9 protein-coding genes are annotated in these 13,635 nt (G+C 62.1%); 1 reads left to right on the forward strand and 8 read right to left on the reverse strand.

Annotated elements, in window-relative coordinates; translation table 11 throughout:
• Positions 1 to 58 precede the first annotated feature (58 nt).
• The 8 genes from ACFPN2_RS27115 to ACFPN2_RS27150 form a co-directional block, all read right to left on the reverse strand.
• Positions 59 to 217 (reverse strand): hypothetical protein, encoded by a 159-nt coding sequence (locus tag ACFPN2_RS27115; protein ID WP_380602474.1) that lies wholly within the window; start codon positions 215 to 217, stop codon positions 59 to 61.
• A 14-nt stretch (positions 218 to 231) separates the two neighbouring features.
• Positions 232 to 2,403 (reverse strand): peptidase domain-containing ABC transporter, encoded by a 2,172-nt coding sequence (locus tag ACFPN2_RS27120; RefSeq protein ID WP_380602476.1) that lies wholly within the window; start codon positions 2,401 to 2,403, stop codon positions 232 to 234.
• A gap of 11 nt (positions 2,404 to 2,414) precedes the next feature.
• Complete coding sequence (locus ACFPN2_RS27125) at positions 2,415 to 3,695, reverse strand: HlyD family secretion protein (RefSeq protein ID WP_380602478.1); 1,281 nt, start codon at positions 3,693 to 3,695, stop codon at positions 2,415 to 2,417.
• A gap of 62 nt (positions 3,696 to 3,757) precedes the next feature.
• Entirely contained in the window at positions 3,758 to 6,319 is a 2,562-nt protein-coding gene (locus ACFPN2_RS27130) for a penicillin acylase family protein (RefSeq protein ID WP_380602480.1), read from the reverse strand.
• 83 nt (positions 6,320 to 6,402) lie between these two features.
• Complete coding sequence (locus ACFPN2_RS27135; protein ID WP_380602481.1) at positions 6,403 to 8,124, reverse strand: serine hydrolase domain-containing protein; 1,722 nt, start codon at positions 8,122 to 8,124, stop codon at positions 6,403 to 6,405.
• Complete coding sequence (locus ACFPN2_RS27140) at positions 8,121 to 9,470, reverse strand: APC family permease (protein WP_380602483.1); 1,350 nt, start codon at positions 9,468 to 9,470, stop codon at positions 8,121 to 8,123. Before ACFPN2_RS27140 ends, ACFPN2_RS27135 begins: the two co-directional genes overlap by 4 nt.
• A 22-nt stretch (positions 9,471 to 9,492) precedes the next feature.
• Positions 9,493 to 10,512 (reverse strand): N-acetyltransferase DgcN family protein, encoded by a 1,020-nt coding sequence (locus ACFPN2_RS27145; protein WP_380602485.1) that lies wholly within the window; start codon positions 10,510 to 10,512, stop codon positions 9,493 to 9,495.
• A 71-nt stretch (positions 10,513 to 10,583) separates the two neighbouring features.
• Positions 10,584 to 11,111, reverse strand: a complete 528-nt coding sequence (locus ACFPN2_RS27150) for an Lrp/AsnC family transcriptional regulator (RefSeq protein ID WP_380602487.1) — start codon at positions 11,109 to 11,111, stop codon at positions 10,584 to 10,586.
• A 160-nt stretch (positions 11,112 to 11,271) separates the two neighbouring features.
• Between ACFPN2_RS27150 and ACFPN2_RS27155 the strand changes: the two genes are divergently transcribed.
• On the forward strand, positions 11,272 to 13,554 hold the full coding sequence (locus ACFPN2_RS27155; protein ID WP_380602488.1) for a TonB-dependent receptor: 2,283 nt from the start codon (positions 11,272 to 11,274) through the stop codon (positions 13,552 to 13,554).
• Positions 13,555 to 13,635: the final 81 nt, after the last annotated feature.

Below are 13,635 nucleotides of genomic sequence, written 5' to 3' on the forward strand. Positions count from 1 at the left end.
TCTGCAGAGTTGAAGGAGCGCGCTCCGCCCGCAGCGGCGGAGCGCGCCAGAACATCGATTAGACGATGTCCCACTCGTCGGTCTGCTTGACGCGGCCGGAGGTCCAGCTCGGGATCATGCGCTGACCGCCAGTCACAGCCTGCAGCTCTTCGCTGCTCAGCTCGACGCCCACAGCCTGGTCCAGATCTTTGATTTCGATACGCACTTCGTTGTTCATGACGATGGTTCCTATTACCTGATTGAGTGAATTGAATTGGAGCGGGCCTGCTGCGCGAGGCCCTCCCCCTCGGAAGGGAGGCGTGTCCGATGCCGCGAGTGGGCCCTTACTCGCGGTTCCGGGACATTCGGTAGTGCAACGATCCGGTCCGCCATGGCGATGGTTTCCGGACGATGTGCAATGCTGATTCGGGTCAGTGACAGAGAGCGCACGGCTTCATTCACGCCGCGCTCGCAGTCGACGTCGAGGTGGCTGGTAGCCTCGTCGAGCGCCAGGATTTTCGGTTGTTTGTACAGGGCGCGAGCCAGCAGCACCCGCTGCTTCTGCCCGCCGGACAGCGCGTCGCCCATGTCGCCGATGAGCGTGTTGTAGCCCATGGGCATCGACACGATGTCGTCGTGAATCACGGCGAGCCGCGCGCACTCCTCGATGCGGGCCTGATCGGAGTTCGCATCGAAGAAACAAATGTTGTCGGCGATGGAGCCCGCGAACAGCTTGTCTTCCTGCATCACCGCGCCGATGAGGTCGAGATGGGCCGGCGCCAGATGCGCGATGTTCACGCCGCCGATCAACACTTCGCCTTCGGTGGGCGCAACCAGGCCCAGGATCAACTTGAGCAGTGTCGTCTTGCCGCAGCCCGACGGGCCGACGATGGCGACGGATTCACCGGCCGCAATCTTGAAGCTCACGTTGTGGAGCACCGGCGGCGCAAAGCTCGCGTAGCGGAAGGTCACGTTACGAAACTCGATATCAGCGGCAAGCGTCGACGCGACTTCGGTCGTAGCGGCCGGCTCCGGCTCGGCGAGCGCAATGTCGGCCACGCGCTCGGCATGCAGCCCCAGCATCCGCAGTTCAACGACGTTGTCCGTGAACGCGCCGATGCGGGTAACGAACGTCGTCTTGAACGACACGAACGCGAACAGCATGCCGACCGTGAACTTCGAATCGAGCACCAGCAGCGCGGCAATCCAGATCACCGCAATGTTCTCGACGCCGAACAGCACGCCGTTCAATCCGCGATACAGAATATCCAGACGCTCGGTGCGGATCTCGGCATTGAAGTTACGGACCAGCAGATTCTCGTGCATCGTGCGCCGGTGCGCCTGACGATTGAACAGCTTCACACTCTGAATGCCACGAATGGTCTCCAGGAAGCTGCTCTGCTGATTGGCGGCGTGCGCGATCTGCTCCTGCTGAGCGTAGAACAGCGGGCGATACAGCGCCACGCGCAACAGCGCATAAAGAGCAGCGGCGACGCACACGATGGCTGTGAGCGTGCCGCTGTAGGCGAACATCACGGCGAGCGTGATGAGCGCCATCGAACCGTCGACCAGCGCCTCGACGAAGCTCGAGGTGAGCGTGCGCTGAATCGCATTCAGCGACTCGAATCGAGACGACAAGTCACCGAGGTGACGCTTCTCGAAGAACGACATCGGCAGGCGCAACAGATGCGCGAACAGATTGGTGATCATCTGCACGCTCAAGCGCGTTCCCAGCACCATCAGGACCCAGGAACGCGCGGCCGTAACGCCGACGTGCACCAGCGCAATCATCAGAAAGCCGATGCCGAGCACGGCGATGAGATCGCGGTCCGCCGACACCACAGCGTTGTCCACCACCAGCTGCGTGAAAAAAGGCGCCAGGATCGTTAGCACTTCGAGCGCCAGCGCCATGCAAAAGATCTGACCGAGCGTGCCCTTCATGCCGCGCAAACGACCGAGCAACTGAAGCACTGAGACCTGCTGACGGTCCTGTTGCGGCTGGAACTCTTCGAGCCGCGACACTTCCAGACAGACACCTGTGTAGTGCGGCGACAACTCAGCCAACGTGAGCAACCGTTCGCCACACGCCGGATCGTGAATGACCGCACGGCCTCCACGCATGCCTGCGAGCACGACGAAGTGATTGAAGTTCCAATGCAGGATTGCGGGCAAGGTCGCTTTCGGCAACGACTCGAGCGCCACTTTCAGGGGCCGCGAGCCGAGTTGCAGATGGCTCGCCACCTGCATGATGTGAGCAAGCGTCGCGCCCTGCATGGAGATCGCGTGACGACGACGCAGCGACGCCAGATCGATATCGTGACCGTGATACGCGGCGACCATCGCCAGACAAGCCAGCCCGCATTCGGCGGCTTCGGTCTGCAACACGACGGGCGTGCGCTGTTTTCCTGAGAAGTTGAGTTGCATGGCTGGGCGACTCACATCCGCTTGGTCACGGATTGCAGCGGCTCGATCGCCCACTCGATGAGGCGGCGGCGCTCCAGCGAGAGGTCGGCATCGAGCTGCATGCCAGCTTGCAGCGGGAAATTCGTCGCCTTGGTCTCGACCTGCTGCGAAGCCAGTCGCACCGTGACACGATAGAACGGCTGATTGGTAGCCACCGGCACGTCCAGGTCCTCGGGCGCCATCAAGGTGCGCGCGATTTCCACGACCTCACCGTTGAAGCTGCCGAAGCGTTGATAAGGAAACGCCTGGTAGCGCATCCACACCTGGTCGCCGATGTCGATGAAGCCGATGGAGCTGCTCGGCACGAGCAACTTCGCCTGCAACTCCGCATCCTTCGGCAGGATGGCGAGCAGCGAGGTGCGATCCGTGACGCTCTGACCGATCTCACCGGAAATCGCGGTGACGGTGCCATCCGCCGGCGCGGTGATCACAATCGATCGACGCGACTGGTACTCGGCGCGCTCTTGCGCCAGCGCCAAGGTTTCACGCTCGATCTCCGACAGGCGCTGACGTGCACTGATCTCAGTGGTCGCGAGCTCCTGGCGATGCTGCTTGATCTCACGCTCGAGTTGAGTACGGGCCCGACGCAGCTCCACCAACCGGGACTGCTGTTCGAGCATATCGGCGTTCTTCTGATCCGCGTCGATCTGCGACACGAAGTGCTGTTCGAGCAATTCGGCATGTCGACTCGCCATGCGCTCGGCGCTGGCAGCGCGCTGTCTCTGCAGCGCAAGCGAATCGTCCAGTTCCTGCAGCTCACGTTCCTGGCTGGCGACCGACTCGCGCAGCGAGCTGGCCTGCACCGTCGCGAGCTTCTGCTGATCGGCACGCTCCGCTTCGAGATTCTTCAAGCGCTGCTCGAGCTGCGCGATGGCGGTCGCCTGTGTCTCGGCGATCTGCGTCGATGCACCTTCCGGCGATACGACGAACAGCTCGTCGCCGCGATGAACTTTCTGACCTTCGGCAACCCGCCGCTCCATGAGCGTGCCCGGTTGTGGCGCATACACTTTGATCAGACCCGCGCTCGGCGCGAGGTAACCCGGGACCTGCGCCTTGCGGGCCAGCTCGCCGAAGCAAGCAAACATCACCAGAGCGGAGACGATGCCAACGGAGACCGCGGTCAGGCGCGGATACGAAACCGGGTGCGCTTCCAGCGACTCGCCGACCAGAGACAGCCGACGAGCATCGATCGCTTCCTGACGGAACAGCGCCGTGCGAGGGCGGCTTGGCGATGATGTGTTGACGGCTTCCATACCGGGTTGAAGCGGAATGGGCCGTCGAAGTGGCTCAGTTCATTGACTGGCCTTAAGGTCAATCATCGCGAGCACTCGAAGCTGCCGGCGGGCGCGCATACGCGCGTGAGTTTGAGATTCGGGTCCGCGAGGATTTCTTGCTCACTGAAGAGCATCGGCTTGGATTTTTTCTGCGAGAACAACTGCACCTGATCGAGCGAGTACGGCGACGCCGGGTTGTCGGATTGCCCATAAGTCATGATGGAGCGACCCTTCGGCCCTTGATCGGTGAATTGCATCCACATGATCAAGGTTGAGCCCAGATACATCTCCGGCCAGCCTTTGCCTGGCACCCAACCGGTCTTGTTGTGCATGAAATTGTATTGACCGGCATCGGCAAGACCGCCATGCATCGGGACTCGGATCTCGCCGCGCGTGTCGTATTGATAGTCGCGATACTTGGCATCGAGCGGAACACCGGAGTCGAGCAGATCCGATATCGCTGCATTGAACGCCTTCGCCACGCGAGGATCGTCGACCTTCAACCCCTTCGGCGTGCCGATGGGATCGGCCGGATCGAACGGCACCGCGAACACTTCATTCCGTGCTTTGTAATCGAGATTCTCGAAGAACCGACGCCACAGCACCGCGCCCGGACTATCGAGGTTCTCCGTCAGATCCCAACGCTCGAGCACGTCGCATGCTGTCGGCAGCCCGTTGCGAGCCGGCAGCTTGCGACACAGCGACACCACCGAGTCGCGCCACAGCTCGGCGGACAACACGCGATTGTCCATCGTGATTGCTTCGAGCTGATGCAGCGTGAACCGCTTGCCCGGGTAGCCGTCAGTGCCATTGAGCCGGCGCTCGATCTTCAGCAGACCATTGCGAGTTCGCAGCGAGCGCGGCGTGCGTTCGTCGCCGACAATCTGCGGATAGCCGTCGAGCAGTTGATGAGGATTGTTGGTCCAGTAACTGTCGTTCGAGTTCGTGACGTAGTCGGTGCGCTTGAGCGTCGGCAAGGCCGCGATTCCGTACGTCCCTGGCACGATCGCATCGGCATCGCTGCCCCACTCGCACTCCGACCGCGAGCCGTCGAGGACGAACTGTCGATGCTCCCGCATCCGGCGGCCGATTTCCGAGTTCACGCATTTGTCGAGTTGCGCGTTAGTGACATGCGGCACGCCGGTGCGATCGGCGTAATAGGTGTTGCCGGCGGAATCCGCGGCCATCGTATTCAGCCAACCGATGCCGAGATACTTGCGTCCCGCCTCATCCAACTGCTCGACCGATTGCGCGCGATTCATTTCCAGCTGCTGATTGAGCCAGCGGAAATTCATTGCGACATCACGCACGGCGTACGCGGTGTCGCTGCTCCAGCCGAACTCGGCACTTTGCAGTACCGTGCCGTAATGGGTTTCCCAGAACGTGTGACTGCGCTTCTCGAGCTTGCCATCGGCTCCTCGGACATCGACGGTCACTGTGCGCGAGGTCATTGCTCTGGGCTTGCCGTCGTATAGATATGAAGTGGCAGACCCTGGCACCAGCTTCAATTGATAAACCGTAAACCGCCGCGGCGTCGCCAACGTGTGGCTCCAGGCGACGTTGTCATTGTGGCCGAAGAGCACCACCGGCACGCCGAGCAGGCCGCCCCCATAGACATTCAACTTGCCTGGAACTGTGAGCTGCGCTTCGAACCAACGCTCCGGCCCGTGCCACACCCAATGCGGATTGGCAAACATCATGCCGCGACCGTTGTCGGTCGCGTCCTTGCCGAGGGCGATCATGTTGCTGCCCGGTCCCTGTGACTGCGAGGTGATGCTCGACTCGAGGTCCTTCCGTTTGATCTTAGGCTGCACGCTCTTCTTCTTGGTCTTGGCGGCAGGCGGCGTCGCTCTCACGTAGTCCTGTGCTAGAGCGTTGGAACTTAGAAACGAGCTCCAATGCAGCGCTCGCAAATACACATCCTGCTCAGTGATCGGCTGCACCCACGCAGCACCACGGCAACGTGCATCGGGAATGTTGTTGACGCCGGTTTCCGCCAGGTAATGGTTGTAGCCGGCCGCGTAGCCACGCACGAGGTCGCGTACTTCGGCCGTCGGGCCTAGCGGTGCAGGTGAACGCAGCTCTTTGCCGACGAGGTCGCGGTCGAGCACGCTTTTCCAAAAGAAATCGCTCTGCACGTTGGTGAAAGGTTCCGGCCCCGACGGGTATGCATCCGTGCTCGGCTCGTCGGGACCGAAATATCGAGATCTCATGGCATTCACCGTCACCCAGCGCGCGGCGATGTCGCAGATGTCGGTTTGAGCAAAAGCATATCCCAGCCCGAAGCCCACTCCTTCATAATCATCCGCGAGCACATGAGGAACGCCGTAGGACGTAGTGCGAATCTCCGCGTGCGCGGCGACCGCGCCCTTGCTCACAAGGGCAAGAACCGCAGCCGCGATAGCGCCGCCCACACCGGTCGCCAGCCGAATCTCACGGCCACCCTGTTTCCAACGCGGCTGACTTCCGCCGCCATCAATCCGTACATGGGACAGGTTCGAACCGTCGCCGCCATCAATCCGCGCATGGGACAGGTTCGAACCGTCGCCGCCATCAATCCACGCATGGGCCGGGCTCAAACCGTTGTTTGCTTGCTTCTGCATGGTTCTATCGAGAGCTGATCGACGCTTATCGTGGCGGCCGCTTGCATGCGACCAAGTTGGGGAAGTCATCAAGGTTGGCTGGTTCAGTCGGGCTGGCGCAGCTCGAATCGAATGCCTCGCATCCTCAACGCGCTCAGATCAAAGCCCGTGACCTTGCCCATCGCATCGCGCGTGAAGCGAATCAACCCGGCCTCGCCGCTGAACGCATCCTTCATCGCCGGCTCGAGCGGCTGAACTTTCGTCTCGAACTTCCGATGCTCGTCGCGGACCGCGAGCTTTCCTTGATCGATCACGAGCGGCCAGGTCACATCCAGCTCCGGGCTGTAGAACGTGCCGGTATAGCCTTGCAGCTGTTCCGCGCTGGGGGCGGCCGCTGCAAATCGAGTCGCGGTCATCGAATCGTCGCTGCCGATGCGAAGCTGCAGCTCCTGCGCCGGTTGCTTCGCCTTAACCGAGAAATCAATCTTCACCGGAAAGCCCTGCACTTCAAAGCTCGTCGGTCCGGTGGCGTTGAGCGGCAGCGGCATGGCCCCAATGTTCAGAACCAGCGCCCCTTTCTGCTCGACCACGCTAAGAATAGTTTCTGTCGTCGACACGAAATAGCTGCCGACCAACTGGGAATGCGGCACCGGTTTGCCCGACGCCTTCTTACCACCCGAAACCTTCTCCGCCGAAGCAGAACTCTTCAGCACGTCCGCGAGGACGACATCCGCGACCTTCTCCGACAACTCCGACGCCTCAGCCCCCCCGAAATTGCAAAGAATGGCCACCGACGTGTGCTGCGCCGGGAATCGAGCCAGCATCGCGTTGTAGCCAACCCAGTTTCCCGCGTGATGCACGCGAGGCACGCCGCGATACTCATCGACGAACAACCCGCGCGCGTATGTGATCTTCTCGCCATTATCCAACGCGCCCTGATGAGTCAGCTTCTCAATCAACGCCGACCCGCCGACGCGAGGCTGATAGAAGTTCTCATCCCATTTGAACAAGTCTTCGATGGACAGATGCAGCGCGCCGTCGCCCGTCTGCTCCCAATTCGACAGCGCGTTCTTGAAACGAACCGTTCCCTCCGGCGCCTCGCCGTCAACGGCATATCCGAGTGCACGCCCCGCAATAACCTCGGCATGCTTGTCACGAAACTGCGCCGTATTCATTCCCAACGGCTGGAAGATCCGCTCGCGCGCAAACTCACCCAGCGGCTTGCCGCTCACGCGCTCGACGATGACCGACAACAGAAAGAACCCGCTATTCGAGTACTCGTATCTGGAGCCGGTGGGAAAATTGAGTTGACGTTGACGCGCGATGATGGCCAGCGCCTGCTCATCCGTCGTCACCGCCTCGACCTCCAGACCGGACAGCGACAGCAATGCCGTGTAATCGCGCAGCCCGCTGGTGTGCCTGAGCAAGTGATCGATCGTGATCGGCTTGCCATAGTCCGGCAGCTCCGGCACGTACTTCCGCACATCGTCGGAGAGCGAAAGCTTGCCGTCGAGCTCCAGCAGGATCACGGACGTTGCCGCGAACTGCTTCGACGTCGAGCCGATATCGAATACGGTCGCGGGCGTAATCGGCACGCCTCGCTCGACATCCGCCAGCCCATAGCCTTTGGCATGAGCCACCTGACCATTGCGCACGACGCCGACAGCGCAGCCCGGTCTCGCCGGATCCGCATACTGAGCGAACAGCGCATCGATCTGCTGTCGCTGAGCCGAGCTCAATCCATCGGACGATGCCGAAGCAGGACCCGCCGAAGACAAGGCAAGCGCGACGAACATTGGCAGTGTGCGACTCAATGAGAACTTCACGGGTTCACTCGACTTAAGTTTTCTTGTGGAACGACACCGCGCTTCCTGCGCCAGAACCAATACGCCGGCGCGCCGACCAGGATCAGGCCTGCGCCCACCAATGCCCGGCCCGGCTCGAGAACGATCGTGTTCGACACGAGGACCCCGGCAGCGAGCACGAACACGATCGGCGTCCAGGGATACCAGGGCGTTTGAAACACCGGCGTGCCATGCGCCTCGAGACGTCGGTAATAGAAGATGCTCGCTGCGCCCAGTGCATAGAAGATCCAGCCGGCGAAAACGACATAGGTCAACAACTCTTCGAAGCCGCCGCAGGCCGCCATGACCGCTGCCCAGGCGCAACTCACAATGACTGCGAACGCGGGAGTCTGCCAACGAGGGTGAACCTCGCCCATGCGCTCGAAGAAGATGCCGTCGCGTGCCATTGCGAAGTAGACGCGCGTCGCGGTCAGCACCGTCGCATTGGCTGCACTGAAGATCGAAACCAGGATCACCAGCGCGATCAGTTGGCCAGCCCGCGGCCCAAGCATCGCCTCAATGGCTTCCGCCGCGATTCGCTCGGACTGCGCGCTACGCTCCGGCCCGAGTGCCGCGACGTAAGCGACATTCGCCAGTAAATAGATGGCAATGAGCGCTGCCGTGCCCACGACGATCGCTCTGCCGACCGTCCGCTGTGGATCGATCGCTTCGCCCGCCGAGTAGGTAATGCAGTGCCAGCCTTCATAGGCCCACATCACGCCGATCAGCGCCGCGCCCATTCCCAACAGCAAGGAAGATTCGCTGGGCGTAGTCAACAAATGAACTTCCGCCAGTCCATCGCCTTTGGCCAGCATGAGCGCGCTCATGAGCAGAATCGCGCCGACCTTGATCGCCGTCGTCCAGTTCTGCAGGTTCGCACTTTGCCGGGTGCCGATGACATTCACCACCGCGAGCACCACAACCATTCCCGCCGCGACAGCACGGCTTTCCCAAACGGAGAGCGGCAGGAACTGGCCGAGGTAGCCAGCGAATGCGACCGCGAGCGTGGCAATCGTCGCGCTGGAAATCACGAAGAACAGCGCCCAGCCATACAAGAAAGCGACAAAGCTGCCGCAGGCGTCGCGAATGTAAACATAGATTCCGCCAGCGTCCGGCTTGATCGCGGCGAGCTCGGCATAGGTCAAGGCACCCAGCACCGAGAGCACGCCGCCCGCGATCCACACCAGCAACGCCGGCCCCAAGTGGCCGCCAGTCGACTGCATCACGCTGGCCGGCACGATGAAGATTCCCGACCCGATCACCGATCCCAACGTGAGCAGGACCAGATCGCGAAATCCCAAAATGCGCGGCAGCGTTGTTTGTGTCATTGGCCCGCCGATGAATGGGTGGTTACGTGCCCAAGCATGCACTCACCAGTTCCTCGAAGCGAGCACCGCCACGGACCGGATCGGCGCACGGCACACCCAACTCGACGCTATGTCGTGCCAGCAGCGCCTGCGCTTGCTCGAAAGGCAGCGTCGATGTGTTGAGACTCACACCGCCACAACGAACCGCCGGGTTGGTGCGCCGGGCGAGCATGAGCGTCACATCGATCGCTTCCTTGAGGCTGGGCAAATCGAACTCGGGCAGACCGTGCACCGATTCGCGACCGGCCTCGTGACACATCACGATCACATCCGGCTGCGTCCCATGTAGCAGCCCGAGCGAGACGCCGGAATAAGCAGGATGAAACAGCGAGCCCTGCCCTTCGACCACATCCCAATGATCCGCCGAGGCATCCGGAGTAAGCGCTTCAGCGGCGCCGGCAATGAAATCTGCAACAACCGCGTCGATGGCCACGCCCGAGCCTGAAATCATGATGCCGGTCTGGCCAGTCGCACGAAACGTCGACGATACGCCGCGCTGAGCGAATGCCCGCGCGAGCGCCAACGCGGTGTACTTCTTCCCGAGCGCACAGTCAGTGCCCACAGTCAGCAAGCGTTGACCGCTGCGTCGTCGCCCTGTTCCGACTGGAAAGGTCTCGCGAGGCCGGCGCACATCGATGAGACGTCGGCCGAACTCACTCGCCGCTCGTCGCAGCACCGGCACGTCTTCCAGTCGCGTATGCATGCCGCTGACCAGATCGAGCCCGGCTTCGAGGGCTTCGCGCAGCGCTGGAATCCAGCTCGGCTGAACGATGCCGCCCGCCGGCGCCACACCAATCACGAGCGACTGCGCCCCTCGAGCCCGTGCCGCTTCCGGGGTAAGTCGCGACAGTCCGGTAGTGATCGTCGCAGTCGGCAACGCGAATTCGCCGACGCAACGGTCGCCGGCCCAATCGCGCAGTCCCATTGCGGTCTTCGCGTCACGCTCATCGACGGCGTCGCCCAGAAACAGCAGGTACGGTTGCGGCAGGCTCAGAATGCTCATGCCGGCAATATGCCGGCCGGCCCGCGCCAGAAGTGTTCGTTTTGGGAAAGCGGCGCGGACGTTTCGTCGGTTTAGCCGGAGCTGGGCTCCTCGCGGCTCAGCCGGCCGACGATCTGCTTCAAATCGCCGTGGCTATGCGACTTGATCGCCTTGGAGATCGGGAAGGTGACGAAGTCGAACTCGTTCTCGCTTTGACTGCGCAACTCGTTGATGACTTCCTGATAGCGCTCGACCGTGGCCGCCACCACCGTCATGACGTAATCCACGTGCCCGAGCACGCCGTGACAGGAGACGATCTCGGGGATTTTCAGCAGCGTCTTCTCGAACTGCCGGGCCCGCGCGCTGGTGTAGTTCAACAGCTTGATCTGCACCTGGAACTGCAGGCAACTGGCGAGGCGCGCGATGTCGATGTCGGCGTGATAGCCGCGAATGATCTCGGCCTGCTCCAGCCGCCGCATCCGCTCGTAACAGCGGCTGGCGGAGATCCCGACCGCTTCGCTCATATCCACCTTGCTGATGCGCGCCTGACTGAACAGCGCCGTCAGAATGCTCAAATCGATGCGGTCGATGCGGCTCGGCCGCGATGAATTCTGTGCCATTCGCCCTTCCCCTCGTGTCGGGCGCAGTATGCCGCATACCCGCAAACGAATCCTCCGCGCGGCTTCCTAAAAACGAACACAACCGCCGCCCGACGGCCGGCATATTCGTCGCTGGTCGATCCCTCGAACACAAAAAGAACCTGGCAAGAGGATGATGCGCATGAATGCCTTCTCGCGAGCGGCCCTGTCCGTCGCATTTTTACAGAGCTGCGCCACAATCGTCGCGAATCCGGCACACGCCGCGGATACGCCACGTGACGCACAGGTCCTGCAAGAAATCATCGTCACCGCCACCAAGCGTGAGGAGAAATTGCAGGACGTGCCAGTGGCCATCTCCGCCATCACCGCGGAAGACATCCAGACACGCGGCTTCACGAACTACGCCGATTATCTCAATACGGTGCCGGGCGTGTTCTTCCAGGATGGCGGCCCCGGCGTCTCACAGATTCGGGTCCGTGGTATCAGCGGTAGCGAAGGCGGCTTGCCCTCCACCACCGCGACCTATTTCGGCGAGACCGTGACCAGCGTGCTGACCAACTTCGGCGGCAAGCCGAATCTGCGTCTGGTCGATATCGATCGCGTCGAAGTCCTGCGCGGCCCGCAAGGAACGCTGTTCGGTGCCAGCGCGCTCGCCGGCGTCGTTCGTATCATTCCCGCCGAGCCCGATGCGTCGGGATTCGAAGCCCACGTCGGTGCGCGCGGCTTCACGACGGCTCACTCCAGCGATGGGAGTTATCACGTCGAAGGCACCGTCAACATTCCTTTGATCACCGACAAGCTGGCGTTGCGCGTGGTCGGTTATCAAGACGACATCGCGGGCTACATCGACAACAAGTTCGCGGGCCGGGCTGCCGTCGACTATGGCGGCGCGCTCGGCTTGCCCGATGGCTTGCTCGTGACGCCGGCCGTGCCCGCCTTCACCCGCAAGGACATCAACTCGGAAGAGACCTGGGGCGTTCGCGCCGCGCTCGGCTGGCAAGCCACCGAACATCTGAAGATCGATCTGACGCACGCCACTCAGGATGTCACGCTCGATAGCGAGCCGTTCACCATGCCGGACTTCGGCGAATATGAGCAGAGCCGCGCGCTGGACTACTTCGAGGAAGGCGGCCAGGGCGAACGGCTCGAGATCAATACGATCGTCGCCAAGTACGACTGGGATGCCGTGTCGCTCACCTCGGCGAGCAACTGGTCGAAGATGACCCGCTTCACCAACCAGGACATCACCTATCTCGCCGAAGGCAATTTCGGCGCGCCGATTCCCTGGCCGTTGCGCGATCGGAGTATCGGCAAGCTGTTCACTCAGGAGTTGCGGGCGCAGTCACTGGGCGACGGCCCATTCCAATGGCTCGCCGGCTTGTTCTATTTGAAACAGACCGCGGACTTCTCGCAGTTCGTTCCCGAGTATTCGTGCCCCACCTGCTTGCCGGAGGTGCTGGCCGGTCAGGACTTCGCCGCCGACGCACCGATGGCCCGGTTCTCAGAAGAGGAGCAGCGAGCCGTGTTCGCTCAGGTGAGCTACACGTTCGCATCGCAGTGGACGGTGGGCGTCGGTGCCCGCTATCTCGAGGACGATCTGACCAGTCTCACTCCGCCGTCGGATGGAATCTTGATCGGCGGCGCGCAGGAAGGCGCACCGGATCGGGTCGGATCATCGAGTGAATTCAACCCATCGGCGTATCTACGCTATGAGCCCGCCGAGGATCTGACGCTCTATGTGCAAGCTGGCCGCGGTTTCCGCAGCGGTGTCGTGAACCAGCGCTTGCCCGACGCGTGCCAGGCCGCAGCGAATGCAGTCGGCGCCGGCCCGTTCACCGATCCCGATACGTTGTGGAATTACGAGCTGGGCGTGAAGTCGCAGCTCGCCGAGGGGCGCATCGGCCTCAACGCGGCGGTGTATCGACAGGATTGGGAAGGTGTGCAGCTCGGCGTGTCGCTCCCCTGCGGCTTCAGCGTGCTGGCAAATGCGGGCGATGTGACGAACGACGGCGTCGAGCTCGAGATGGTTGCCCAGGCCAGCGATGCGTGGCGCTTCAATTTCTCCGCGTCCTACACCAAAGCGGAGTTTGAGCGTGTCGAGCCCGGCACGATCTACGCCAAGGGCGAACGTCTGCCGGACGCGCCGGAAAAGAACGGCAGCGTCGGTGCGCAGTACAGCTTCATCATGGGTCCGGAGTGGTCAGGCTACGTTCGCGCTGACTATGTGTACGTCGGCGAGATGCGCTTGAAATTCGGCGCCGACGAAGCGCTCACCCAGGAATCGTTCGACACCGCGAACCTGCGCATCGCCTTCCAACGCGACGATCTGTCGATCGAGCTGTTCGGCCGCAACGTCGCGGACGAGCGCGGCGTCATCCAAACGGGTCAACCGTCGCTCGGCGCCAAGGAGTTTTTGATTCGCCCGCGCGAAGTGGGCGTCGAGCTGCGCTACGGATTCAAATGACCAAGCGTGAGTGACGGTCGCTCAGTGGCCGTCACCAACCTGCAGCGTCTCTCTTCCCGCGGGGTCCAACGGCAGGCTTGA

Source organism: Steroidobacter flavus (assembly GCF_042651805.1).
Classification (GTDB): domain Bacteria; phylum Pseudomonadota; class Gammaproteobacteria; order Steroidobacterales; family Steroidobacteraceae; genus Steroidobacter; species Steroidobacter flavus.

What these genes read in the sequence shown, in the direction of transcription:
- ACFPN2_RS27115 (WP_380602474.1), bottom strand. Translation starts at nt 217, where the DNA reads ATGAACAACGAAGTGCGTATCGAAATCAAAGATCTGGACCAGGCTGTG.
- ACFPN2_RS27120 (WP_380602476.1), bottom strand. Translation starts at nt 2,403, where the DNA reads ATGCAACTCAACTTCTCAGGAAAACAGCGCACGCCCGTCGTGTTGCAG.
- ACFPN2_RS27125 (WP_380602478.1), bottom strand. Translation starts at nt 3,695, where the DNA reads ATGGAAGCCGTCAACACATCATCGCCAAGCCGCCCTCGCACGGCGCTG.
- ACFPN2_RS27130 (WP_380602480.1), bottom strand. Translation starts at nt 6,319, where the DNA reads ATGCAGAAGCAAGCAAACAACGGTTTGAGCCCGGCCCATGCGTGGATT.
- ACFPN2_RS27140 (WP_380602483.1), bottom strand. Translation starts at nt 9,470, where the DNA reads ATGACACAAACAACGCTGCCGCGCATTTTGGGATTTCGCGATCTGGTC.
- ACFPN2_RS27145 (WP_380602485.1), bottom strand. Translation starts at nt 10,512, where the DNA reads ATGAGCATTCTGAGCCTGCCGCAACCGTACCTGCTGTTTCTGGGCGAC.
- ACFPN2_RS27150 (WP_380602487.1), bottom strand. Translation starts at nt 11,111, where the DNA reads ATGGCACAGAATTCATCGCGGCCGAGCCGCATCGACCGCATCGATTTG.
- ACFPN2_RS27155 (WP_380602488.1), top strand. Translation starts at nt 11,272, where the DNA reads ATGAATGCCTTCTCGCGAGCGGCCCTGTCCGTCGCATTTTTACAGAGC.